The sequence below is a fragment of the Thermus albus genome (genome assembly GCF_022760855.1).
GTDB classification, from domain to species: domain Bacteria; phylum Deinococcota; class Deinococci; order Deinococcales; family Thermaceae; genus Thermus; species Thermus albus.
Window position 1 is genome coordinate 265,969 of record NZ_JAKTNR010000001.1, and the last position, 21,567, is coordinate 287,535.

Genomic DNA, 21,567 nt, shown 5'->3' on the forward strand with positions numbered 1-21,567 from the left:
GGCTAGGGCAGGAAGGAGTCCAGAATGGCCTCCACCTGGTCGGTCTCAATCAGGAAGGCGTCGTGGCCATGGGGGCTACGGATCTCCCGGTACCGACCCCCGCTTAGCCGGGCCACTTGCCGCACCTCTTCCGCCGGGTAGAGGAGGTCGGTGTCTATGCCCACAAAAAGGGAGGGTAGGTTCTTCAACCGCTTCAGGGCCTCCTCCACCCCACCCCTTCCCCGGCCTACATCGTGGGTGTCCATGGCCCGGGAGAGGACCAGGTAGCTTTCCGCATGGAAGCGTTTTAGGAACTTTTCCCCCTGGTAGTCCAGGTAGGTCTCCCCCTTTTCCGGCTCCTGGCCCCAGCGGGCTTCAAAGCCCCGGGGTGCGCGGTAGCTCATCATGGCGATGCCCCGGGCCAGGGCCATGCCCTTAGGGGCAGGGTGGCCCTTTTGGTAGTCGGGGTCTTGCAGGATGGCCTGGCGGCTTAGGTGGTTGAAGGCCCGGGCCCAGGGCCCGTGCCTGGCGGGGGCGGCCAGGACCACCAGCTTCTTCACCCTTTCGGGGTACATCAGGGCGAACTCCAAGGCCACCATCCCCCCCAGGCTTCCCCCAATCACGGTGGCCTTTTCCACCCCCAGGTGGTCCAGAAGCCTGGCCTGGGCCCGGGCCAGGTCCCGGATGGTGAGGGGTGGAAACTCCTTTCCGTAGGGCCTTCCCGTGCGCAGGTCCAGGGAGAGGGGCCCGGTGGAGCCATAGCAGCTTCCCAAGTGGTTGGCGGAGATCACGTAGTAAAGGGCGGGGTCCAGGATCCGCCCGGGGCCCACCAGGGCATCCCACCAGCCATGCCGACCGAAGGCCTTTTCCAGTGGCGAAAGGCTCTCAAACGTGGCCTCGTCGTAGGTGCCCGCCAAGTGGGCGCTTCCCGTGAGGGCATGAAAGACCAGCACCGCGTTATCCCGGAGCCGGGAAAGCCGACCATAGGTCTCAAACCGCAGGCGCACCTCGGGCAGGAAGCCGCCCTGCTCCGTGTAGAACCCCTCCCGCCTGGGGAAGAGGACGGCGGTGCGGGGCCTTGGGGGGGGGATGGAAAGGGGAGAGCGGGGGGGCTTGAGGATGAGGGCCTCGTGCTCCCCCCAGGTCTCCAAGGCGATCTCGCTCATGCCAAGGCCTCCTGGAGCTCCGCCTTCAGGTCCTCCACGTGCTCGAGGCCCACGCTTAGGCGCACCATCTCCGGGGCAACCCCGGCCAGGGCCTGCTCCTCGGGGGAGAGCTGGGAGTGGGTGGTGGAGGCGGGGTGGATGGCCAGGGTGCGGGTGTCCCCCACATTGGCCAGGTGGGAGATGAGCTTAAGACGCCCGATGAAGCGCTTGGCGGCCTCGTACCCTCCCTTAAGGCCGAAGGTGAGGACGGCCCCAGGCCTACCCCGGAAGTACTTTTGGGCGCGGGCGTGGTGGGGATGATGGGGGAGCCCGGGGTAGTTTACCCAGGCCACCTGGGGCTGTTCCGCCAGCCAATGGGCCAGGTGCAGGGTGTTCTCCACGTGGCGCTCCGCCCGCAGGGAAAGGGTTTCCATGCCGAGTAGGACCACCCAGGCCTCAAAGGGGCCCAGGGCCTGGCCCTGGTCGCGGAGGCCGTCCACCCGGGCCTTGACGATGAAGGCCAGATGGCCGAAGGCTTCCGTCAACTTAAGCCCGTGGTACCCCGGCTGGGGCTCGGTGAGGAGGGGGTAGCGGCCGTTATCCCAGGGGAAGTTTCCCCCGTCCACCATGGCCCCGGCGATCACCGCCCCGTGCCCCCCTACCCACTTGGTGAGGGAATGGGTCACCACCGCCGCCCCCCATTCCAGGGGTCTTAGCAAATACCCCCCCATGCCAAAGGTGTTGTCCACCAGAAGGGCCACCCCCACCTCCCGGGCGGCTTGGGCCAGGGCCTCGAGGTCGGGGATGTTGAGGGCCGGATTACCGATGGACTCCACCCACCAGGCCCGGGTCCTTTCGTCGGTGAGGGCCAAAAACTCCTCGGGGCGCTCCTCGCGGGAGGTGAAGCGCACCTCAATCCCAAGCCGTTTCAGGGTTACCTTGAACTGGTTAAAGGTTCCGCCGTAGAGGTTCGGGGTAGCCACGAGGTTGTCCCCCGCCTGGGCCAGGGTGGTGAGGGCTAGGAACTGGGCCGCGTGCCCCGAAGAGGTGGCCAGGGCTGCCTTACCCCCCTCGAGGGCCGCTAGACGCCTTTCCAGCACCTCCACCGTGGGATTCATGATGCGGGAGTAGATGTTTCCGAACTCCTTAAGGGCAAAGAGGTTGGCGGCATGCTCGGGGCTTTGGAAGAGGTAGCTGGTGGTGGGGTAGATGGGCACCTGGCGGCTCAACGTGGTGGGCTCGGGCTCGTAACCGGCATGCAGCTGCAGGGTCTCAAAGCGCATCCTTGGCCTCCTTTCCAAGAACCTGCCGGGGGCGCTTGGAAGGGGCCAATAAGAAGGCCCCTTCTGGCGGGAAGTGCAAGGGCACCGTTCTCTCGCCTAGAAGGGGTTGGGCGTGGCGCTTACCCCCCTCTCTTATCGTCCCCGGGCGTTTCCCCCACCCGGGCCGGCCTTGGCACCAGCCCCACCCGCATCCGGCCATGGAACGGAAGGGATGGGAGGTTGCCGCGGTTTCACAGGGCCGTACCCTCCACCGCTCTGGATAAGAGAACGGGCTGGTTTTCGCCGCGCCCCGGCGCGGTTAAGGGTTAGTGTAGGAGGAGGGTTCTTTTCCGTCAACCCTTTGACCTTTTAGCCTTCCTACCCTATACTGATGGGCGCTACGGGGAGTAGCGCAGCCCGGTAGCGCACCTCGTTCGGGACGAGGGGGTCGCTGGTTCAAATCCAGTCTCCCCGACCAGAAGGCCGGCCCTAGGGCCGGCTTTTCGTATACTGCTCCCCATGGGCTTTTTGCCGGGCCTGGCCCTTTTGCTCCTGGGGCTTTACCTGGTGGGGGAAGGGCTTGCTGGTCTGAAAGGGAGGCGCCACCTCCTGGCAAGGGCCTTAGGAAGCCCAGGTGGGATCGTCCTTTCTGGTGGACTTCTAGGGCTTCTTTCCGGAAGCGGCACAGGGTTTTCCCTCCTGGCCTTGGGTTTGCTGGAGGGCGGGGTCTTCGCCTTGGGGCAGGCGGCCTTGCTCTCCCTGGCCGCCACCTGGGGGGCCAGCCTCTGGGTGGGGGTGGTGGCCCTGGGCAAAGGGGAGCTGGCCTCCTTTTTCCTAGTCTTGGGGATTCCCTTTTATATCTGGCCTAGGGGGCGGAGGTTGGGAGTTTTCCTTCTAGGGATGGGCCTGCTCTTCCTGGGGTTTACCGAGATGTCCCAGGGGGCGTGGCACCTGGCTTCCCTTTTCGCCTTGGGAGGGCTTCCTCCTTGGGCAGGATATGGGGTTGGGTTTTTCCTGGGGTTCCTCCTGGGTAGCGCCAACGGGGCGGCCGCCTTGGCCTTGGCCCTTGTACCCCTTTTGGGGGTTTCTGGTAGCCTGGCCCTGACCTTGGGGGCGGGGGTAGGGGTCTCCGGGGCCCTTATCTGGCCTGCCCTTTCGGGAAGGCGGGAGGCCTGGAAGCTTTTGGCGGTGCTCCTAGGGCACCGCTTGGCCTTCTCCTTGCCCCTTTTGCTTTTCGTAGACCATCTTGCCCCCTTGGGGGTGGTAGGGGTGCACATCCTGGGGCATCTGGTCTATACCCTGACCTTTTTGCCGCTTTTGGCTCGGTACGAGGGTTTAGGGGAACGCCTTTTCCCTGTCCGTACCGTGAGCCCCAAGTATTTGTCCCTCGAGGCCCTGGAAACCCCCAGCTTGGCCTACGCCTTAGTGCAGCGGGAGCTGGGCCGGGTGGCGGATGCCGTGCGGGACATGTTGGCCAAGGCGGTGCGCATCCTGGCCCAGGAAGAGGGCGGCGAGGCGGAGCTCGAGGCCCTGGAGGAGAAGGTGGACCGGCTTACCCGGGAGGTGGTCCTCTACACGGCCGAGCTTTCCACCCGCACCCGGGACGAGCGGGCGGTTCGCTTCTTCGTGGCGGCCAGCGAGCTGGAGCACCTTGGGGATCTGGTGCGCCGGGTGGTACGGCAAGCGGAGAAGCTTTGGGCCCAGGGTTTGACCTTCAGCCCTGAAGGGAAGGAAGACCTCTTGGAAGCGGGGCGATTGGTCTTGAATCGCCTGGAACGCATGGCAGCGGCCCTGGCTACCGGGGACAAGGCCTTGGCCCAGGGGGCTTTGGCCGAGGAGGACGAGGTGGCGGCGTTTGTGGACCGCTTACGGAGGGCCCATCTTTCCCGCTTGGAGAGCGGCAGGCCTGAGAGCCGGGCCACCACCTTGGCCCATCTGGATATCCTGATCACCTTGGAGGAGGTCCTGGCTGGGGTGGAGAGGCTTTGCCGCTTGGTCCTGGAGCTTTAAGCTTAAGGGTGTGGTGAGGATTTTAGGCGGCAAGGCCAAGGGGGTTCCCCTGAAGGTGCCCGCCTCGGCAAGGCCTTCCCCAGTGAGGCTCAGGAAGGCCCTCTTTGACTACCTGCGCCTGCGCTACCCCAAGCGGGGCCGTTTCCTGGACCTCTATGCGGGAAGTGGGGCGGTGGGCCTCGAGGCGGCCAGCGAGGGGTTTGAGGCCACCTTGGTGGAGAAGGACAGGGAAGCCGTGGCCCTCCTTAAGGAGAACCTTCGCCGCACGGGGCTTAAGGCCCGCATCGTGCCCCTGCCGGTGGAGGTTTTCCTTCCCCAGGCCAAAGCCCGGGGCGAACGCTACACCGTGGCCTTCATGGCCCCTCCCTACCCCCTGGATCTCGTCCAGGCCTTCCAGGCCCTCCTGGAAAGCGGCCTGGTGGAGAAGGGAGGGCTTTATATCCTGCAGCACCCTAAGGACCTGCACCTTCCCTTCGGGGAGCGGCGGGTGTACGGGGAGAATGCCCTTACCCTGGTGGAGGCTTAGATGCATGTGGTCTATCCTGGAAGCTTTGACCCCCTAACCAATGGTCATCTGGACGTGATCCAGCGGGCAAGCCGCCTCTTTGATAGGGTCACGGTGGCGGTGTTGGAAAACCCCAACAAGCGGGGCCAGTACCTCTTCACCGCCGAGGAGCGGCTCAGCATCGTGCGGGAAGCCACCGCCCACCTGCCGAACGTGGAGGCCCACACCTTTTCCGGCCTGCTGGTGGACTTCGTGAAGCGGGTGGGGGCCCAGGCCATCGTCAAGGGCTTGAGGGCGGTTTCCGACTACGAGTATGAACTCCAGATGGCCCATTTGAACCGCCAACTCCTCCCGGGCTTGGAGACCCTTTTCATCCTGGCGGCCACCCGCTACTCCTTTGTTTCCAGCACCATGGTTAAGGAGATCGCCCGCTACGGGGGGGATGTGTCCAAGCTGGTGCCTCCGGCCACCCTTAGGGCCCTCAAGGCCAAGTTCGGCCAGGGGTAAAATCCCCTTGGAGGTTGCCATGAAGGCTTTTTCCAGCAAGTACGGAAACGCCCTGGAGTTCGGGCATCTCATCGGCGGGGAGGAGGTTTTCGAAGGGGAGGTCCTGGAGAGGCGAAACCCCTCGGACCTCCAGGACCTGGTGGCCCGGTTCCCCGAGGGCACCAAGGAAACCCTAAGGAGGGCGGCCGTGAAGGCGCGGGAGGCCTTTAGGGAGTGGAGCCAAACCCCGGCTCCTGTGCGCGGACAGGTGCTTTTCAATCTGGCCAAGATTCTAGAAAGGGAGAAGCCCACCCTGACCCGGCTGATGGTGCGGGAGGTGGGGAAGACTTTTAAGGAGGCGGGGGGCGATGTGCAGGAGGCCATCGACACCGCCATCTTCTTCGCCTCCGAGGGCCGGAGGCTTTACGGCCAGACCGTACCCAGCGAGATGCGGGATAAGGAGCTCTTCACCTTCCGCAGGCCCCTGGGGGTAGTGGGTATGATCACCGCCGGCAACTTCCCCATCGCCGTGCCCAGCTGGAAGCTGATTCCCGCGGTGTTAACTGGGAACACGGTGGTGTGGAAGCCTTCCGACGATTCTCCCACCCTGTCCTACATCTTTGTGAAGCTCTTTGAGGAGGCGGGCCTGCCCCCAGGGGTCATCAACGTGGTGTTTGGGGGCGGGAAGGACTCCACGGGCCAATGGTTGGTGGAGCTCATGGACGAGGGTCTCCTTAACAAGTTCGCCTTTACCGGGAGCACCAAGGTGGGCCGCTGGATTGGGGAGGTGGCGGGGCGGAACCTAGTCCGTCCCACCCTGGAGCTAGGAGGGAAAAACCCCTTGGTGGTGATGCGGGATGCCGATTTGGATTTGGCGGTGGAAGGGGCTTGGTGGAGCGCCTTCGCCACCGGGGGGCAGCGGTGCACCTCCGCGGGGAACATCCTGGTGGACGCCCCCATCTATGAGGAGTTCAAAAGGCGCTTCCTAGAAAGGACAGAGGCCACGGTGGTAGGGAACCCCCTTCTCCACGAGGTCACCTACGGTCCTTTTATCAACGAGCGCCTGTACCAACGCTGGGTGGAGCACTACGCCTGGGGGCAGGAGGACGGGGCTACTTTGCTCTTAGGTAAGGGGCGGATCACCAGGGAAAACCCCTACCCCCGCTTCCTGGGGGACCCCGAGGCGGGCCTCTACGGCTGGCCCACGGTGTGGGAGGCTAGGCCCGGCATGCGCCAGTTTTCCGAGGAGATCTTCGGCCCCACCATCAACCTGGTCAAGGTGGACGGCATCGAGGAGGCCATAGAGGTGGCTAACGCCACCCCCTATGGGCTTTCCAGCGCCATCTACACCAACCACCGCCACTGGGCCTACCGCTTCAAGGTGGGGATACGGGCTGGTATGACCAGCATCAACAACACCACCGTGGGCGCAGAGGCCCACCTGCCCTTCGGCGGGGTGAAGCAGAGCGGTAACGGGGCCCGGGAGTCGGGGATCTGGGTCATTGAGGAGTACACCTACTGGCATGCGGTGAACGAGGAGTACTCGGGCAAGCTCCAGCTAGCCCAGATGGATACCGGCTACGTGAGCCCCAAGCCTCCCACGCCCTGGGGAGAAATCTTGGGCTTTTGAAGGCCGTGAGTGCCTTCCCCGGGGCCTTGGGATCCCCTATGGCTACTGGGCGCTCTCCAGGTCGGGCCTGAGGCGCACGGCCTCCCGCAGATAGACGTGGCGCACCTGGTCCTGGGGTGTATCGGTGTTCCATAGGGCTAGGACCCGGATCACCCGGGGCAGGCTTCCCGGCACCGGCACCTCCCGGGCGGAGAGAAGGGGGACCCGGTGCATGCCGATCTGGCGGGCGGCCTCGGCGGGAAAGGCGGAGTGCAGGTCCTCCGTCACCGTGAAGATGATGGCCGCCAGCTCCTCGTGGCTTTGGATGCCGTTTGCCTCCAGCATTTTGAGGAGAAGCTCCCGCGTGGCCTGATGGATGGCCTCCGGCGTGTCTTTCTCCACGGTGATGGCGCCCCTGATGCCCCGGACCATTGTTGGGCTCCATGCTAAGGGGTTTTGGCCAGCGGTACAAGGCGGGTAAACTTAGGCCCGTGAACCTGATGGCGGTGTTTGCCCATCCCGACGATGAGATCGGGGCTGCGGGCACCTTAGCCCTTCACGCCCGGCGTGGGGACCGGGTGTTGTTGGTTTGGATGACGAGGGGGGAGTTGGCCAGCCAGTTCGGGGCCATGGAGGAGGCAAGGGTGGCGGAGATACGGGAAGGGCACGGGGCCCATGTGGCCCAGCTGATCGGGGCCGAGTACCGTTTTCTCCCCTTTCGCGACACCTTTCTCACGGGGAGCCGGGAAGAGGCCTTGGCCCTAGCCCGGGTCATGGCCGAGTTTGGGCCGGATGCCGTCATCACCTGGGACCCTTGGGACGTGCACCCCGACCACCGGGCCACCCACCAGGCGGTGCTTTCTGCCCTGAAGCTTTGCCGCATCCCCAAACTGGTGGGGGAAGCGCACCGGAAGCCGGTTCGCCTGTACCACTACCCTAGGCGGGAGGTTTCCCGGCCTTATGTGTACGTGGATGTCTCCGCCACCCAGGAAGTGGCGGAGGCGGTGTTTGGCTTCTACCAGGCGTTCTACGGCTGGCCCTTTAGCCTCGAGGACTTTCGGGCCCAGCGGCGGCTTCGGGGCCGGGAGGCGGGGGTTCCCTTTGCGGAGGCGTTTCAGACGGACTCTCCTCCGGCGTGGCCGGCCCTTCCCTAAGTCCCTCCTCGGGGTCGTAGGGAGGGGTGAGGACGTAGGCCAACACCACCGCGGGTAGGACCAGGGGCAAGGTGGCGTACCCGCCCCACTCCGCCGCCAACACGGTGGCGGCAAAGGGAGCCCGGGCCACCCCCGCCAGCACGGCCACGCCTCCCGCCAGGGCCAGGGCTTCGGGGGGTAGGCCCAGGGGGCCTGGGAGGTGGGCCAGGAAGCTCCCCATAAGCCCGCCTAAGACCAAGGCGGGGGTATAGGGGGCGCCGTAGGCCCGGACCCCGCTGGCCAAAAGGAGCAGGGCCAGCTTGGCCAGGATAAGGTAAAAAAGGGCCTTGGGTGGGATGAGGGGGGTGGTGGCCACGGCCACAAAGCCTAGGCCCGTACCCAGGGCCTCGGGGAGGAAAAGGAGGGCCAAGGCCAAGGCCAGGCCCAAGAGGCCGTGCCGCCAGGGAAAGGCCAAAGGGGAGAGGTGCCTTTGCAGGAGGCGGGCGCCTTCCATCCAGAGGGTGGCCAGCATGGCGGCTGCCAGGCCCACCAGCGCCCCAGCGGGCAAGGCCCCTAGATCCATGGGGGCGCTAAGGGGCAAAAGGGGAGTGTAGCCAAAGAAGGCCCCGTACACGGCGAAGGCCGAAAGGGCCCCGATGAGGGCTGGGGTTAGGGCCCGGGCCTCGAGGAGGAGGCTCCGGTAGAGGATCTCCGTGGCCAAAAGGGCCCCAGCTACGGGAGCGTGAAGACTGGCCCCAAGCCCAGCGGCAAGGCCGGCAAAGGCGAGACCCCCACCCAGACGGGGAAAGCGCCGGTCCAGGCCCCGGCCCAGCCAAAGCCCCAGCACTCCAAAGGGCCCTTCCCGCCCCATGGGGGAATAGAGGGAAAGCTGGAGCACCCCACCCAACACCGCCCGCAGGTGGGCCCCCGGGGGGCTTGGCCGGTCTTCCCGGGCCTGGCGCAGGAAGGCGGCAAGGCCTTGCCCGGTGCCCAAGAGGCTGGTGACAGCAAAGAGGAGGGGTAGGAGGAAGGCCAGAGGCCAAAGGGAGGGTCCGGTGAAGGCCTGGGCTAGGCCACCTTCCCCTGGGGGCTCCGGGGCGAGGTATCCGAAGAAAAGCCCAAGCGCTTCGGTTAGAGCGCGAAGTAGGGCGTTAAGAAGGGCTAGCAGGAGCCCGGCCAAGGCCCCGGCGAAGGCGCTATACAGGATTAAGGGGCCGGTGTGCCGGACCTCTTCGTCCCGAAGGGAGGGGAGGTTGAGCTGGGGGCCGCGGCCCAAGGGGCGCATCAGAGGGAGTGTACCAGACTCAGAGGGGTTCCTCGGGCCAGGCGGGGGGTGGGAAGGCCTAGGGCCCGGTAGCCTCCCCGGGTTAGGGCTCGGATTATGAGCCGGGGTTCCGCCTTCCCCCAGAGGAATAGCGCCTCTTTTTTCACGTCCAGGTCAGGGCTGCTGGCCCGGGAGTCCGTGCCCAGGGCCAGCTCCACCCCGTGGCGGGCGTAAAGCCCCAAGGGGGCTTCTCCCACCTCGAGGTTCCGGTTGGACCGGGGGCATAGGACCACCTTGCTGCCCGAATCCGCCACCATCCGCACCTCTTCCTCATCCACGTGTACCCCGTGCACCAAAACGGTATGGGGCCCCAGGACACCAAGGGTCTGGAGATAGCGCACGGGGGTGAGGCCCGGGGCCTTCCAGGGGGTTCGGCTAAAGCGTCGGTACACCCCGGCCAGGGGGCCTTCCCCCGTCCTCAGGAAGGCTACCTCTTCCTGGCTTTCCCCCGCATGGATCATGAGGGGAAGGTCGTGGGCGCGGGCGTACCGGTAAAGCTTCTGCAACAGGGGGGCGCTCACCGAGTAAGGGGCATGGGGGGAAAGGCCTATCCTGACCCGCCCTTCCCTTTTGCGCCAGGCTTCCACCTTGGCCCTCACCCTCTGGAATACCTCCTCCGCATCCTGGGGATCCGGGGCGAAGACCTCATAGAAGGCCACCCCGGGCAGGGGGCTTTCTTGCAGGAGGAAGTCCATCACCTCATCCCGGAAGACGATGTCGGCAAAAGCCCCCACCCCAAGGCGTAAAAGTTCCTCCAAGCCCCTTTGCGCCGCTTCTAGTCCCCGCTTTTCCCGGTGGGCCACCACATGGGGAATGAAGCCGGAGAAGGGCCCTTGATAAAGGGGATGCAAGGAGAGATCCAGGTGGGTGTGGGCGTTCACGGGGGGTGGGAAGAGGGCCTTTCCCTTGTGGACCACCTCCGCTTGGGGAAAGCGGGCCTTTAGCTCCTCCAGGCTTCCCTGGCCCACCACCATGCCCCCTTGTACCGCGATGGCCCCCTTGAGCATGGGGGTGCCAAAGCCGGTGTAGACCACGTCCGCGGTCCAAAGCTCAGTCTTTAGCCAGAACATAGCGGTTGGGATGCCGTAGGAAGTCCACGGCCTGGTAACCCTTGGCAAAGTAGTGGCCGAGGACCAAGCGGCTATGCTCCCGCCAGGCGAGGGCCAAGTCAGGGTCTTCCCTAAGAATCCTCCCCCAGTCCTCGGGGATCTGGAAAAGGAGGCGGGGGGCCTCGAGGTCCAGAAACCCTTCCAGGGGCCTTTCCTCCACCACCCGGTTGGCCAAGGGTAGGCCCTCCGCTTGGGGTTCGGGAGGAGGGTAGTAGATGCGGGTATAGACCCTTTCTGAAAGGAGTTCCCACTCCGCCAGGAGCCGATCCGAAGGGGCTCCGGCGTTGATGCCCGTCATGGGGCCGTAGTGGTCGGGGAGGTAGGTCCTGGCGGTGGCCCCGAGCTTCCTCAGGTTGAAGTTGGCGTTCACCCCCCTCAAGGGGTCAAAGGTCCAGACCACCTTCCTAATCCCCCGGGCCAGGCACCAGTCCCGCTGGAAGCGCTTTAGCAGGAGGGCTGCCCCCGTGCCCCGGTAGGCCTCCAGGACACCCAGCATGTGGGAGTGCTGGAGGGTGGGGTCTTGGGTGGGAAAGCCGAAGACGAAGCCCACCATCTTGCCTTCCCAGAAAGCCCCCGCCACCAAGCCCCCTTCGTCCTGGACGGCGATGAGGAGGCCCCTGGGCACCAGGTCGCTCTCCGCCCGGCCCCAGACCTCCCGCTGGAGCTCCACCACGGCCTCCATCTCCTCGGATCCTCTCAGCTCGCGGACATGTACCTCTGCCATAGGGTGATCCGCTCCACCAGGGGAAGCTTCAAGTGCACGCCGATACCTGGACCCTCGGGCACGGGCATGAGGCCCTCCTCCGCCTCGAGGGCCTCCTCCACGATGTCCTCCTCAAAGTAGCGGCTAGCCGAGCTCACGTCCCCGGGCTTGGTGAAGCCGGGAAGGGTGGAAAGGTGCAGGTTGTGGGCCCGGCCTACCCCCGCCTCCAGCATCCCCCCCATCCAGAGGGGGATCCCGGCGCTTACCGCCAGGGCGTGGACCTTCAGGCTATTCCCATGGCCCCCAAGCCGGGCGGGCTTGATGTTGAAAACCCGCCCGGCGCCGAGCTCCAAGGCCTTCCTGGCCTTCTCCGGGGAGGTGAGGCTTTCGTCCAGGCAGATGGGGGTGGTAAGCTCCCGCTGGAGCCGGGCGTGGTCCAGGAGGTCGTCGTAGCCCAGGGGTTGCTCCAGGTAGTCCAGCCCAAGCTCGTCCAATCGCCGAAGCCGGTGGAGGTCCGCGAGGGTATAGGCGCTATTGGCGTCGGCGGTAAGGGTGGCCTCGGGAAAGGCCTGGCGCACCGCCTTCAGCACCTCGTAGTCCCAGCCCGGTTTCACCTTGAGCTTGATGCGCCGATACCCTTGGGAAAGGTGCTTTTCCACCAGTTTGAGGGTATCGGCCACCGTGGGCTGGATGCCCAGGGAAACCCCCACCTCCACCACCTGGCGCACCCCGCCCAAAACCTGCCAAAGGGGTTTGCCCAGACCCTTAGCAAAGAGGTCAAAGAAGGCCATCTCCAGGACCGCCTTGGCCATGGGGTTCCCCCGAAAAGGAGCGAGAGCCCCGTTTAAGGCCTCAGGATTAGGGAACTCCTTTCCTAGAACCTGGGGGAGGAAGACCTCCTCCAGGAGGTAGCGGGCGCTGGCCACGGTCTCCTCCCGGTAGAGGGGAAGCCTCTCCATCACCCCCTCTCCCAGGCCCTCGAGGCCCTCCCCGAAAAGCCGCAAGAGGAGGATGGTCCTTTGGGTCTGGACCCCGAAGCTGGTTTCAAACCGGAACTTCAGGGGTAGCTCCAAAACCCGCAGCTCCGCCGCCTCTATTCGCATGGCTCCAGCACCTCCTTGCCCAGGTAGGGGACCAGGGCCTTGGGCACCCGCACCCGGCCGTCTTCAAGCTGGTGGTTTTCCAAAAGCATCACCAGAATCCGCGGGGTGGCCAGGGCGGTGTTGTTGAGGGTGTAGGCGTAACGCACCTTGCCCTCCCCATCCCGGTAGCGGAGGTCCGCCCGCCGGGCCTGCCAGTCCAAGAGGGCTGAGCAGGAGTGGGTTTCCCGGTAGCGGCCCTCGGAAGGCACCCAGACCTCCAAATCCACCTGCCGCCACTTCCCTGGGCCCATGTCCCCAGTGGAAACCTCCAGGAGGCGGTAGGGAAGTTCTAGAAGCCCCAGGATCTCCTCGGCGTTTTGTAAGAGTTCCTGGAAGGCTTGATCTGAGGCCTCGAGGGTCGCCTCGGTCAGCACGTACTGTTCCACCTTGTGGAACTGGTGCACCCGCATGAGGCCCCGCACGTCTTTGCCAAAGCTTCCCGCCTCCGAGCGGAAGGCGGGGGCGTAGCCGGCGTAGCGCTTGGGAAGCTCCTCGAGCCTCAGGATCTCCCCGCTGTGGAGGGCGTTTAGAACCACCTCCGCGGTACCCGTAAGGTAAAGGTCCGTGCCGGCAATGGGCCAGACCTGGTCCCGGGCGGCCGGGAAGTGGCCGGTGCCGATAAAGGCCTTTTCCCTGGCGTAGGAGGGTAGGGTCAAGGGGGTATAGCCCTTTCGCACCATAAAGTCCATGGCAAAGCGGATCAGGGCCAGCTCATACAGGGCTAGGTCCCCCCTCAAGGCGTAGGTCCGGCTTCCCGAAACCTGGCTGATCCGAGGTTCCCACCAACCGTTTTTCTCCAGCAGGCTCACGTGGTCCAGGGGAGGGAAGGAGAAGTCCGGAGGGTTCCCCACCCGCAGGATCTCCACGTTGGCGGAGTCGTCAGGCCCCACGGGGGCCCCCGGCCAAGGGGGTAGGGGTACTTGCAGGAGAAGCTCCCAAAGCCTTGCCTCCTTTTCCCGCAAGGCCTCCTCCACCCCCTTGGCCTCTTCCGCCAGGGCCTTGCCCTGGGCGATGAGGGCGGGTCTGGCCTCAGGGGCGGCTTTGGGCACCTCCTTGGCGATGCGGTTGCGCTCGGTCTGGAGGTCCTGGAGCCGGGCCTTTAGGCCCTGGACCTCAGCGTCTAAGGCCAAAAGCGCATCCAGGTCCAGGGCTACCCCTTTGAGGCGGATGGCTTCCCGATAGACCTCAGGGTTGCGGCGCAGATGCCTTAGGTCCACCATGGCTACTCCAACACTTTGGGGACGCGGAAAAACCCTTCCTCCGCCTCCGGGGCCACCTGCAAGGCCTCTTCCTGGCCGAGGGAAGGAAGGGGCTCATCCTCCCTCAGGCGGCCTTGGGCCTCCTCCTCCCCGGCTTCCCCCACTCGGGGAAGCGCGTCCACGAACTCCAGGATGCCCTTGAGGTCCGTCAACAGCAAGGCCTCCTCCTCAGGGGAAAGCCGGATTTTGGCCAAGGCTTCCAGTTTGCGAAGAAGCTCAGGGGATAGCTCCATGTCCCGCATTTTACCTTGGGGAAGCCCTACGAAAGCCACTCGGCTAAGGCCCAGACCAAAGGGGCCAGGAGAAGGGCCGGGAGGAAGGAGCCCACCCGCACCTTGGTGAGGCCCAGGAGGTTGATCCCCACCCCTAGGACCATAAGCCCCCCCACCCCCGTCACCAGGAGGACCCGGGGGTCTTGGGCAGGCTCGGGGAGGACCTGGCTTAGGGTACCCGCCAGCAGGGCGATCCCTCCCTGGTAGCCCAGGATCACCAGGACACTAAACCCCACGCCGATGCCGAAGGAGCTGGTGAGGGCGATGGCGGAAAGCCCGTCCAAGGTGGCCTTTAGGAGAAGAAGGCTGGGGTCACCGGTAAGGCCATTTTGGAGGGAGCCGAGGAGGGTCATGGGTCCCACGCAGAAGAGAAGGCTTGCGGCCACGAAACCCTCGGTGAAGCTTCCGCCTCCCCGTACCGCCTGCTTGATCTTCTCCCCGATGCCCTCCAAAGCTTCTTCCAACCGCCACCACTCCCCCAAAAGCCCCCCCAGGACCAGGGCGATGAGCCCCAGGACAACCCCGTCCATGGCCCCACCCCTGGCTTTTCCCAGGGCGCCCGCCATGGAGAACCCGATGAAAAGGGTGGTGAGCCCCACCCCCTGGACCATGATGCGGGCCATGCGCTCGGGTAGCCGGCCCCGTAACAAAAGACCCAACCCCGTGCCCAGGGTCACCGTGGCGGCGTTGGCCAGGGTCCCCGACAGCTTGTCCAGAAGGGTGAGCTCCATGGGGGCTATTCTACGGGTGTGGAGCCCATCCTCACCCAGGACGGCACCCCTACCCTCTTCCATCCGGGGTACAGGGAGGCCTACCATCCCCGTCAGGGGGCCCTGCTCCAGGCCAGGCGGCTTTACCTGGAGAAGACCCTCACCCACCTGCACCCGGCGCCTAGGGTCCTCGAGGTGGGCCTGGGGCTTTTGGTAAACTTTCGCACCACCCTGGAAAGTGCCCTGGAAAGAGGGGTTTACCTCCGCTATCTGGCCGTGGAACGGGAGCCCGTACCCCGGGACCTTTTAGCCCAGGTGCGCCTTCCCCTCCCCCGGGCGGAGGAGGTGTTTGCCGAGATCCTTAAGGGTTGGCCGGAGGCCTGTTTCCGGGGGCCTTGGGGCGAGCTTCGCATTCTCTTTGGGGAGGTGGAGGCACTGGAACTTCCCCGGGATTGGGCCACGGCGGTCTACCTGGATCCTTTCAGCCCTGGGGCAAATCCAGGGCCCTGGTCTTTTCCTGTTCTGAGGAAACTTCACCGGGCTTTGCGGCGTGGTGGGAGGCTGGCCACCTACTCCGCCCAAGGGGCCTTCCGCCGGAACCTTAAGGCGGCGGGGTTTGCCCTTCACCGGGTGCCGGCCTTGGGGAAGCGGGAGTGGACGTTGGGAATCGCCTTAAAAGCTCCTCCCGGGTGAGGTAGGTGAGCTCTACCCGGGCCTGTTTAGGGTTGGGGAGCTCCCCACGGTAGAGCCAGTGGAACCAGGTGCTGCTCAAGGTGGCCACAAAATGGGGCCAGGAGGGTAGGGGATGGGTGTTAAAACCAAAGAGCCTACTCCCCTGGGCCAGGTGGCTGTAGCCATAGACCAGGCGCACCTCTGGGTCCTCAGCTACGAGGAAGGCCGCTTTTCTTAAGCTCTCCCGCATATAGCGGATGGCTTCTAAAGGAGTGAGCTCCATGGCCCGCTGGCTTTCCAGATGGAGTTCAAAGGCGGGTGTTCCCCGGGAAAGGCCAGGGAGGTCGGGGCCGGGAAAGGGCTTTGGCTCCAGCCGAAGGAGGTCAAAGGGGCCGTATCCTGCCCTTACCACCTGATGCTTGGTGTTGTACCGTTCCTCAAACCCCTGCAGGCCACGGATGAGGGCCAGCCTGGGGGTGAGGGGCCTGGGGGTAAGCCCGTCCAGGGTGACCGGCTCGTATCCAAGGTGGAGCATCTGGGGCAGCACCTGTTCCAGGAGCTTAAGCGTGCGCTCCGGGCCATCGTGGAGAAGCACGATGGATCCGGGGCGCAGGTAGTAAAGCAGGCGTTCTGCCAGGGCCTCAGGGAAGTGGTTTAACCAGTCCTTGCTTTCCAGGTCCCACAGGGCTACGCGCTTGCCCAGTAACCGGGCAAAAATGCGGGTAAAAGGGGTGTGAAGCCCATGGGGTGGCCGGTAGTAACGTCCTGGATTTCGCCGCATGTGTTCCCATTCCAGCCAGGGTAGGAAAAGTTTCCAGGCCTGGTGCCATTCCCCGTGGTCCTCTATCTGGTGCCCTTCCCGCCTTATGGCCTCCACCAGGTCTGGCCGGGCCCGGGCCTTTTCCCCGGTGAGGAAAAAGGTGGCCTTAACCCCATGCCTGCGGAGTACCTCAAGAAGGGCCTCGGTCCTTTCGGAGGGGCCATCGTCAAAGGTGAGGGCGATCTTGGGGGTGCGCCTCGAGGCGTGGGCATAGGCCCCGAGGCCCAGGAAGCGAAAGAGCAAATCGGAAAGGCCGTATAGGAGAAGGACTAGGCCAAGGGCTAGTTCCATCGCATCCTCCAAAAGAGAAAGGTGTAAAGGAGGCTAAGCAGGAAGAAGACGGCGCTTCCGGCCAGCAAGGGAGCCTTGATCCCAAAGGCTTCCCAGAGCAGGCCCCCCACTGCCGGCCCCAGGGCTATCCCTAGGCCCTCCGCGGTCATAAGCCCGCCCCAGATGGCTGCCCGGTTTTCCTGGGGGAGGTTCTTGGCCAGGAATCCGTTCCAGCCGGGAAGGAACAGGCTATAGCCCACCCCTGCCAGGCTTACCAAGAGTACAAGCTCTAGGAAGCTGGGAGCAAAGGCAAGCCGGAGCATGACGAGGCCTAGGAGGAGGAGTCCCCCCGCCAGGGCCAAACGGTAGCCCTTGCGGTCCACCTGCCTTCCCGTTACAGGGAGGAGGCCAAAGGCCAGGGCTCCTCCAAAGAGGAGAAGTCCTCCTAAAGCGATGGGCTCTAGGGCAAGTTCCTCCTTGGCAAGGCGAAGGATGAATAGGGAAACCAAGGCGGGGGCGAAGGTTTGGCCAAAGGCTGCGGGCAGGAAGAGCAAGAGGCGCCGGAAGGGGTATGGCTCCCGCACGGCTTGGGGAAGCGGGATGCGAAAGGGGAAAAGGCTTAAGGCAAGGAGGAGGACCACGCCTTGGGTGGCCAGGAGCAGGGTGAGCGCAGCCTCGGGTTCCTTCTGGGCCACCTGCCCCACCCCCACCAAGCCGATGCCCACCCAAGGCATCACCAAGGTTAGGGTAAAGGAAAGAGCCCTGGCTTCCCGGCCAGGCACGGCGATGCGGCTGGCTAGGGTCATAAGTCCGGGGTATAGGGTGGACATGCTAAGCCCCCAGAGGATGACCAGCCCCCATAGGAGCCAACCCGTTTGGGCCAGGGGGGTAAGGAGGAGGGTCAGGAAGCCGGTAAGGGCGGCCAGGCTTACGGTGCGCCCAAAGCCCACCCTTTCCGCCAGGAGTCCGCCAAAGGTTTTGGACAGGTTTTCCGAGAGTTGGTGGAAGGTGAAGGCAAGGGTAAAGGTGGCAGGGCCAAGCCCCAGGTGTTCGGGGGCGTAAAAGGGTAAAAGGCCGGCAAAGAAACCGCTACGCACCCCCTCCATGAGGCCTACGGCTAAGACCAGGCGCAGGAATACGGGAAGCCCCTCCCTGGCCCACGGCAGATAGCGAAACACGCTAAAGTATACCCGTGCGTATCAGCGTGGTGATCCCGGCCCACAACGAGGAGGCTTTTCTCCCTGGGGCTTTGCGGGCGGTTTTGCACCAGACCTTACCCGCCTTTGAGGTGATCGTGGTGGACAACGCCTCCTCGGACCGCACCCGGGAGGTGGCGGAGGGGTTTGGGGTACGGGTGGTCTCCTGCTCCAAGAAGGGGGTGGCCTATGCCCGCCAGGCGGGGCTTTTGGCCGCCCGGGGGGAATGGGTGGCCATGACCGATGCCGATTCCCTACCCCTTCCCACCTGGCTTCAGAGCTTGGCCCAACGTGCGGAAGGGGCTTTGGCCTTGTATGGCCCTTTGCGCTTTTACGGGGTTTCCTCCTTGGAGGCGGCCTTTTCCGAGTGGGGCTACCGCGTCTTCCTGAATCTTATGGCCCTAATGGGAAGGCCCAATTTGGCGGGAGCCAACATGATGGTTTTGAAGGAAGCAGCCCTAAAAGCGGGCGGTTTTCCCCCGGTGGAGGCTAGGGAGGATGTGCTTTTGGGTTGGAGGCTGAAGGAGCTAGGTGTGGTAAGGTACGTCCCCGAGGCCTTGGTCCTCACATCCCCTAGGAGGTTAAAGGGGGGCTGGGGGAGGTTCCTGGCGCGGCAGGTTAGAAACCTCTTGGGTGATCCTCGAGGGTACTTCGGGGAAGACGGGGAAAGGGGAAAATAAGCCTTCGGGGTTCCACACGCAGGATCTCGCTGGCTTCGTCATAGACGGCTACGATTTTTTCCGCGATGCGCTCCGCGGAACGTTCCATGGCCCAGGTGCGGGCCCCCAAGCTTAGGCGCTGGCGTTTTTCTTCATCCCGAAGGAGGTCTAAGGCCCTTTCCGCTAGGGCTTGGTGGTCTCCTGGGGGTACCAGATATCCGGTTTTACCGTCCACCACGCCTTCCAGTACCCCCTCGGCTCCCACGGCCACCACGGGTACCCCCATGGCCTGGGCCTCCCAGATGACCAACCCCTGGGTTTCAGTTTCGCTGGCAAAAAGAAAAACCTCCGCCATTCGGTAGTACCCCCCGATATTCCGGTAGGGGACCGTTCCCAAAAACCGCACCCGGTCCCCTATGTGTAAGTGTGCCGCTAAACGCCTCAAGCTTTCCAGTTCCGGCCCGTCGCCCACGTGAACCAAGAAGACATCCTCTTCCCGGGCCATCTCAGCCACAGCTTTGAGCACCACATCAAAGGACTTTTCCTTACCCAGCCTGCCTACAGTGATGAGGCGCCTTTTCCCCTCTGGCCATGGGGAAGGGGAGGGAAGGGGTGCCTCCTCCAGGAGGCGGTTGTCAATTCCCGTGGGGATGACCCGTATGGGCCTTTGGATGCCGTAACCCTCCGCTAACCGTTTGACCGGTTCCGTTGGGGCAATCACCACTTCCACACGATTGTAGAAGGCCTTAGCCAGCCTGGGGATAATCCCCGTGTACTTGTCCAAGAACGCCAAACCTGGTACATAGTGGGCGTATTTTTCATAGTGGGTGTGGAAGGTGGACACATGGGGAAGCTCCTTATTCCGAGCGATCCTGAGCCCCCATACGCCTAAGGTTAAGGGGGTGTGGGTGTGGATCACCTCAAACTCCGTGGGGAGGTACCGGGAGGAAGGTAGGGCGATCTGCTGCCCTTCGTAGAAGGGATAGGATACCGAGGGAACCCGCACCACCCCCTCCTCCTTCTCGGGAGCCTCGGGGTGATGGGGGGCAACCACCCAGGCCTCATGGCCCATCCGCCTAAGCTCCCGCAGGAGAAGGTATACGCTGGTGGTAACCCCGTTGGGGTTGGGGAAGTAGACGTCGGTGAAGAGGCCCACGCGATAGAGGCGCATGCCGCTTTAGTTTATCAAGTCCATTCGGATGTGCCTGGCTGCGCCAAGGATTCCCCCTGGTGGACCGATACGGGTCCTTCCCGCCTGGCTGCTGTGGGTATAGATCTCCTTTGCTTGGAGAAGTAGAAGGACCTGGGCGGCCACTTGTTCGGGGATGGGGTCCACAAGGTGGAGGGCTGGTCCCAAAAGCCTCTTTTGACGGCGGGCGAACGCTTGCGTGTATTGTGGGCCGGGTGTGGGAAAGCCCACCACGGGTATGCCTAAACCTGCCGCCTGTTCGCAGGCGGTTCCAGCTGTGGCCAGGGCCAGGGTGCTGCGGTGGAGGATGGCCGAAAAGGCTTCGCGAAGGATCCAGGCCTCCTTTTCCCCTTTGCTGAGTCGGAGGGCATGGGTCTCAACCTCTTCTGCCTGCCATCCGGGCAAGGGGGGTAGGGCCTCCCAAGGCTTGGCCCAGGCCACCGCGGGTGTGAGGGGGACGAAACGGCTGGCTTCTAACATGATGGGGAGGCTGAACTGCTCGTCGCCTCGAGTCCCTGGGAGCAGGGCTAAAAGGGATCCTTCTCCCACCAAAGGGGCTAGGTCGCGCTCCGGGATTGGCAGGAGGTCCAGGGCGAAGCTGCCGTAATAGTGGGCGTGGCTAACCCCTAGACGCCGAATGCGATCCAAGCTTTTTTGGTCACGGACGAACACCGCCCTAACGGATTTGTGAAGGAGCCGCTCGTAGGGGGTAAAGTCACTTCCTCCCCAGTCTCGTATGCGTTCCCAAAGGGACGCTGCTTCAAGATAATGTGCGGACACCAGGGGATTGATGTGATAAGTGGGCTTGCCCTTGGCGGCTACCAGGCCCACGGTAAGGGCGTAGGCGTCCCCCACGACCACAACCGCATCCGCCTCAATAGACCTAGCGGTGCGCCACTGATTCCAGGTCATGGCTAGAAAGCCAGCCTTAAGGTCCGCCACCAAGTTTTTCCAACTGCCAAAGAGGAATCCCCCGGATGGCATTTCTCGGCGGGGCCCCAGGATGAGGCGGGTTACTTTTTCGTAGGCCTTTCCCGAACCCACCAAGGGTAGGGCCAGGATTTCCTGGCCCAGCTCTTGAGCTATGCGGGTTCCGATAGCATCCTCAGTTGGGCCGTTAGAAACGAAAAGGATCTTCATTGTTTTACCCGCCTTTGGCAAAGTTTGACCCCATGCGGGTGGTTAGGATCTACATCCATCGTGAGCGCCTCCAGACAAACCCAAGACGCCATTTTAGAAGGTTTGACTTAGTATAGGATTAAAGGCATGGAGTTGGGCCTGATAACCGACACCGCAGCGGACTTGTCCCCTCGGGTGCTGGAAGAGGAAGCAGTGGGCCTGGTGCCCATCTACGTCCACCTGGCGGGCAGGAGGTATAAGGACTGGCAAGAGCTAACCCCGGATGCCCTCTATCAGGCCATGCGAGCGGGGGCTGAACCCGTTACCGAGCCCCCGGGAGTGGAGGACTTCGCCGAGGTCTATGAGCGTTATCTCCAGATCTATGACCGGATTCTTTCCCTCCACGTTTCCGGAGAGCTTTCCAAGACGGTGGAGAGGGCACGGGAAGCAGCCCTCAAGGTGGCCCCCACCCGCATCCGGGTAGTGGACTCGGGGATGGTGTCCGGAGGGCTTGGGGCCATGGTCCTGAGGGCGGTGGAGATGCTCAGGAAGGGAGCGGAGGAGGAGGCCGTGGTGCGGGAATGGGAAAGGCTTAAGCACTCAAGCTTGTACTTTAGTGTGGCTGACCTCGCCCATCTGGCCCGAAACGGCCGTCTACCGCGCTTTGGTGAGGTGGTCGGTAATCTTTTAGGCCTTCGTCCCATCTTGCGCATTGAGAAGGGGCATATTCGCTTCTTAAAGGTGGCCCGGGAGGGGGCGGTGCCCGAGGTTTTGGCACGCTTGGTCCTCGAGGAGCTCAAAGGACGGCCCGCACGCATCACCATCGCCCATACCGACGCCAGAACCGAGTGGATCGAGGGCTTAAAGAAAAGCCTGGAGGGGGCTTTGCGCCTGGAAAAGGGGCGTATCGCGCGAAGCGGGGCCACCATCGCCGCCAACGTGGGCCTCGGGGCTATAGCCATCCACGCCTACTCGCTAGAATAGGCAAAGGGTG

The 21,567-nt window shown here is 64.0% G+C and carries 22 protein-coding genes, 1 tRNA gene and 1 riboswitch; of the genes, 9 read left to right on the top strand and 14 right to left on the bottom strand.

The features are described from left to right. Positions 1–2: 2 nt before the first annotated feature. Together metX and L0D18_RS01390 are read right to left on the bottom strand one after the other, a co-directional pair. The gene (gene metX, locus L0D18_RS01385; RefSeq protein ID WP_243026872.1) at positions 3–1,145 is read right to left on the bottom strand and encodes a homoserine O-acetyltransferase MetX; all 1,143 of its coding nucleotides are present in this window, start codon (positions 1,143–1,145) and stop codon (positions 3–5) included. Beyond that, entirely contained in the window at positions 1,142–2,407 is a 1,266-nt protein-coding gene (locus L0D18_RS01390) for an O-acetylhomoserine aminocarboxypropyltransferase/cysteine synthase family protein (RefSeq protein ID WP_243026873.1), read from the bottom strand. Before L0D18_RS01390 ends, metX begins: the two co-directional genes overlap by 4 nt. A gap of 129 nt (positions 2,408–2,536) precedes the next feature. After that, positions 2,537–2,673, bottom strand: a riboswitch (SAM riboswitch). A gap of 114 nt (positions 2,674–2,787) precedes the next feature. Between L0D18_RS01390 and L0D18_RS01395 the strand changes: the two genes are divergently transcribed. The 5 genes from L0D18_RS01395 (at position 2,788) to L0D18_RS01415 (ending at position 7,017) form a co-directional block, all read left to right on the top strand. Then, a tRNA-Pro gene (locus tag L0D18_RS01395) sits at positions 2,788–2,864 on the top strand. A gap of 41 nt (positions 2,865–2,905) precedes the next feature. Further along, positions 2,906–4,396 (top strand): PhoU domain-containing protein, encoded by a 1,491-nt coding sequence (locus L0D18_RS01400; protein ID WP_243026874.1) that lies wholly within the window; start codon positions 2,906–2,908, stop codon positions 4,394–4,396. Between the two features lie 10 nt (positions 4,397–4,406). Further along, entirely contained in the window at positions 4,407–4,922 is a 516-nt protein-coding gene (locus L0D18_RS01405) for an RsmD family RNA methyltransferase (RefSeq protein WP_243026875.1), read from the top strand. Next, positions 4,923–5,408, top strand: coding sequence for a pantetheine-phosphate adenylyltransferase (gene coaD / locus L0D18_RS01410; RefSeq protein ID WP_243026876.1), 486 nt, complete (start codon positions 4,923–4,925; stop codon positions 5,406–5,408). 19 nt (positions 5,409–5,427) lie between these two features. Next, positions 5,428–7,017 carry an aldehyde dehydrogenase family protein gene (locus L0D18_RS01415; protein WP_243026877.1) on the top strand — a complete coding sequence of 530 codons (1,590 nt, stop codon included), beginning with the start codon at positions 5,428–5,430 and terminating at the stop codon, positions 7,015–7,017. Between the two features lie 42 nt (positions 7,018–7,059). Here the strand turns inward: L0D18_RS01415 and aroH are convergent, their stop codons facing one another. After that, a complete protein-coding gene (aroH, locus tag L0D18_RS01420; protein ID WP_243026878.1) occupies positions 7,060–7,428 on the bottom strand; it encodes a chorismate mutase in 369 nt (122 codons plus the stop codon). Positions 7,429–7,496: 68 nt separating this feature from the next. Here aroH and L0D18_RS01425 point away from each other — a divergent pair, with 68 nt between their 5' ends. Beyond that, a complete protein-coding gene (locus L0D18_RS01425) occupies positions 7,497–8,150 on the top strand; it encodes a PIG-L deacetylase family protein (protein ID WP_243027038.1) in 654 nt (217 codons plus the stop codon). Here the strand turns inward: L0D18_RS01425 and L0D18_RS01430 are convergent. Genes L0D18_RS01430 through L0D18_RS01460 form a run of 7 tightly spaced genes read right to left on the bottom strand, consistent with a single transcriptional unit; the run spans position 8,038 to position 14,669 of the window. After that, on the bottom strand, positions 8,038–9,414 hold the full coding sequence (locus L0D18_RS01430; RefSeq protein ID WP_243026879.1) for a chloride channel protein: 1,377 nt from the start codon (positions 9,412–9,414) through the stop codon (positions 8,038–8,040). The two genes, L0D18_RS01425 and L0D18_RS01430, sit on opposite strands and share 113 nt — an antisense overlap. Then, positions 9,414–10,523 carry an amidohydrolase family protein gene (locus tag L0D18_RS01435; protein WP_243026880.1) on the bottom strand — a complete coding sequence of 370 codons (1,110 nt, stop codon included), beginning with the start codon at positions 10,521–10,523 and terminating at the stop codon, positions 9,414–9,416. The genes L0D18_RS01430 and L0D18_RS01435 overlap by 1 nt, the downstream gene beginning before the upstream one ends. Further along, entirely contained in the window at positions 10,504–11,286 is a 783-nt protein-coding gene (locus tag L0D18_RS01440) for a GNAT family N-acetyltransferase (RefSeq protein WP_243026881.1), read from the bottom strand. Before L0D18_RS01440 ends, L0D18_RS01435 begins: the two co-directional genes overlap by 20 nt. Next, entirely contained in the window at positions 11,259–12,368 is a 1,110-nt protein-coding gene (gene menC, locus L0D18_RS01445) for an o-succinylbenzoate synthase (protein WP_243026882.1), read from the bottom strand. The genes L0D18_RS01440 and menC overlap by 28 nt, the downstream gene beginning before the upstream one ends. Beyond that, complete coding sequence (gene serS / locus L0D18_RS01450) at positions 12,359–13,627, bottom strand: serine--tRNA ligase (RefSeq protein ID WP_243026883.1); 1,269 nt, start codon at positions 13,625–13,627, stop codon at positions 12,359–12,361. Before serS ends, menC begins: the two co-directional genes overlap by 10 nt. Positions 13,628–13,629: 2 nt before the next feature. Beyond that, complete coding sequence (gene gatC / locus L0D18_RS01455) at positions 13,630–13,899, bottom strand: Asp-tRNA(Asn)/Glu-tRNA(Gln) amidotransferase subunit GatC (RefSeq protein WP_243026884.1); 270 nt, start codon at positions 13,897–13,899, stop codon at positions 13,630–13,632. Between the two features lie 26 nt (positions 13,900–13,925). After that, positions 13,926–14,669: a DUF554 domain-containing protein gene (locus tag L0D18_RS01460; protein ID WP_243026886.1), complete on the bottom strand. Its 744-nt coding sequence runs from the start codon at positions 14,667–14,669 to the stop codon at positions 13,926–13,928. An 18-nt stretch (positions 14,670–14,687) separates the two neighbouring features. Here L0D18_RS01460 and mnmC2 point away from each other — a divergent pair, with 18 nt between their 5' ends. Continuing rightward, complete coding sequence (mnmC2, locus tag L0D18_RS01465) at positions 14,688–15,341, top strand: tRNA (5-methylaminomethyl-2-thiouridine)(34)-methyltransferase MnmC2 (RefSeq protein WP_243026887.1); 654 nt, start codon at positions 14,688–14,690, stop codon at positions 15,339–15,341. Here the strand turns inward: mnmC2 and L0D18_RS01470 are convergent. Then, a complete protein-coding gene (locus tag L0D18_RS01470) occupies positions 15,250–16,431 on the bottom strand; it encodes a polysaccharide deacetylase family protein (protein ID WP_243026889.1) in 1,182 nt (393 codons plus the stop codon). The two genes, mnmC2 and L0D18_RS01470, sit on opposite strands and share 92 nt — an antisense overlap. After that, on the bottom strand, positions 16,422–17,588 hold the full coding sequence (locus L0D18_RS01475) for an MFS transporter (RefSeq protein ID WP_243026891.1): 1,167 nt from the start codon (positions 17,586–17,588) through the stop codon (positions 16,422–16,424). Before L0D18_RS01475 ends, L0D18_RS01470 begins: the two co-directional genes overlap by 10 nt. Positions 17,589–17,602: 14 nt before the next feature. Here L0D18_RS01475 and L0D18_RS01480 point away from each other — a divergent pair, with 14 nt between their 5' ends. Then, positions 17,603–18,286: a glycosyltransferase family 2 protein gene (locus L0D18_RS01480; RefSeq protein ID WP_243026893.1), complete on the top strand. Its 684-nt coding sequence runs from the start codon at positions 17,603–17,605 to the stop codon at positions 18,284–18,286. Here L0D18_RS01480 and L0D18_RS01485 read toward each other — a convergent pair. Together L0D18_RS01485 and L0D18_RS01490 are read right to left on the bottom strand one after the other, a co-directional pair. Then, on the bottom strand, positions 18,225–19,436 hold the full coding sequence (locus L0D18_RS01485; protein WP_243026895.1) for a glycosyltransferase family 4 protein: 1,212 nt from the start codon (positions 19,434–19,436) through the stop codon (positions 18,225–18,227). The two genes, L0D18_RS01480 and L0D18_RS01485, sit on opposite strands and share 62 nt — an antisense overlap. A gap of 6 nt (positions 19,437–19,442) precedes the next feature. Then, positions 19,443–20,594, bottom strand: a complete 1,152-nt coding sequence (locus L0D18_RS01490; protein WP_243026896.1) for a lipid-A-disaccharide synthase-related protein — start codon at positions 20,592–20,594, stop codon at positions 19,443–19,445. A 126-nt stretch (positions 20,595–20,720) separates the two neighbouring features. Here L0D18_RS01490 and L0D18_RS01495 point away from each other — a divergent pair, with 126 nt between their 5' ends. Continuing rightward, positions 20,721–21,557 (top strand): DegV family protein, encoded by an 837-nt coding sequence (locus tag L0D18_RS01495; protein ID WP_243026897.1) that lies wholly within the window; start codon positions 20,721–20,723, stop codon positions 21,555–21,557. The last annotated feature ends 10 nt before the right edge of the window (positions 21,558–21,567 follow it).

Bases quoted from the DNA above. Each gene is read 5' to 3' on its own strand.
- L0D18_RS01440 (WP_243026881.1), bottom strand. From the start codon at position 11,286: ATGGCAGAGGTACATGTCCGCGAGCTGAGAGGATCCGAGGAGATGGAG.
- metX (WP_243026872.1), bottom strand. From the start codon at position 1,145: ATGAGCGAGATCGCCTTGGAGACCTGGGGGGAGCACGAGGCCCTCATC.
- L0D18_RS01470 (WP_243026889.1), bottom strand. From the start codon at position 16,431: ATGGAACTAGCCCTTGGCCTAGTCCTTCTCCTATACGGCCTTTCCGAT.
- L0D18_RS01425 (WP_243027038.1), top strand. From the start codon at position 7,497: ATGGCGGTGTTTGCCCATCCCGACGATGAGATCGGGGCTGCGGGCACC.
- L0D18_RS01400 (WP_243026874.1), top strand. From the start codon at position 2,906: ATGGGCTTTTTGCCGGGCCTGGCCCTTTTGCTCCTGGGGCTTTACCTG.
- L0D18_RS01415 (WP_243026877.1), top strand. From the start codon at position 5,428: ATGAAGGCTTTTTCCAGCAAGTACGGAAACGCCCTGGAGTTCGGGCAT.
- L0D18_RS01495 (WP_243026897.1), top strand. From the start codon at position 20,721: ATGGAGTTGGGCCTGATAACCGACACCGCAGCGGACTTGTCCCCTCGG.
- L0D18_RS01460 (WP_243026886.1), bottom strand. From the start codon at position 14,669: ATGGAGCTCACCCTTCTGGACAAGCTGTCGGGGACCCTGGCCAACGCC.
- menC (WP_243026882.1), bottom strand. From the start codon at position 12,368: ATGCGAATAGAGGCGGCGGAGCTGCGGGTTTTGGAGCTACCCCTGAAG.
- L0D18_RS01390 (WP_243026873.1), bottom strand. From the start codon at position 2,407: ATGCGCTTTGAGACCCTGCAGCTGCATGCCGGTTACGAGCCCGAGCCC.
- aroH (WP_243026878.1), bottom strand. From the start codon at position 7,428: ATGGTCCGGGGCATCAGGGGCGCCATCACCGTGGAGAAAGACACGCCG.
- L0D18_RS01430 (WP_243026879.1), bottom strand. From the start codon at position 9,414: ATGCGCCCCTTGGGCCGCGGCCCCCAGCTCAACCTCCCCTCCCTTCGG.
- gatC (WP_243026884.1), bottom strand. From the start codon at position 13,899: ATGGAGCTATCCCCTGAGCTTCTTCGCAAACTGGAAGCCTTGGCCAAA.
- L0D18_RS01485 (WP_243026895.1), bottom strand. From the start codon at position 19,436: ATGCGCCTCTATCGCGTGGGCCTCTTCACCGACGTCTACTTCCCCAAC.
- serS (WP_243026883.1), bottom strand. From the start codon at position 13,627: ATGGTGGACCTAAGGCATCTGCGCCGCAACCCTGAGGTCTATCGGGAA.
- L0D18_RS01490 (WP_243026896.1), bottom strand. From the start codon at position 20,594: ATGAAGATCCTTTTCGTTTCTAACGGCCCAACTGAGGATGCTATCGGA.
- L0D18_RS01435 (WP_243026880.1), bottom strand. From the start codon at position 10,523: ATGTTCTGGCTAAAGACTGAGCTTTGGACCGCGGACGTGGTCTACACC.
- coaD (WP_243026876.1), top strand. From the start codon at position 4,923: ATGCATGTGGTCTATCCTGGAAGCTTTGACCCCCTAACCAATGGTCAT.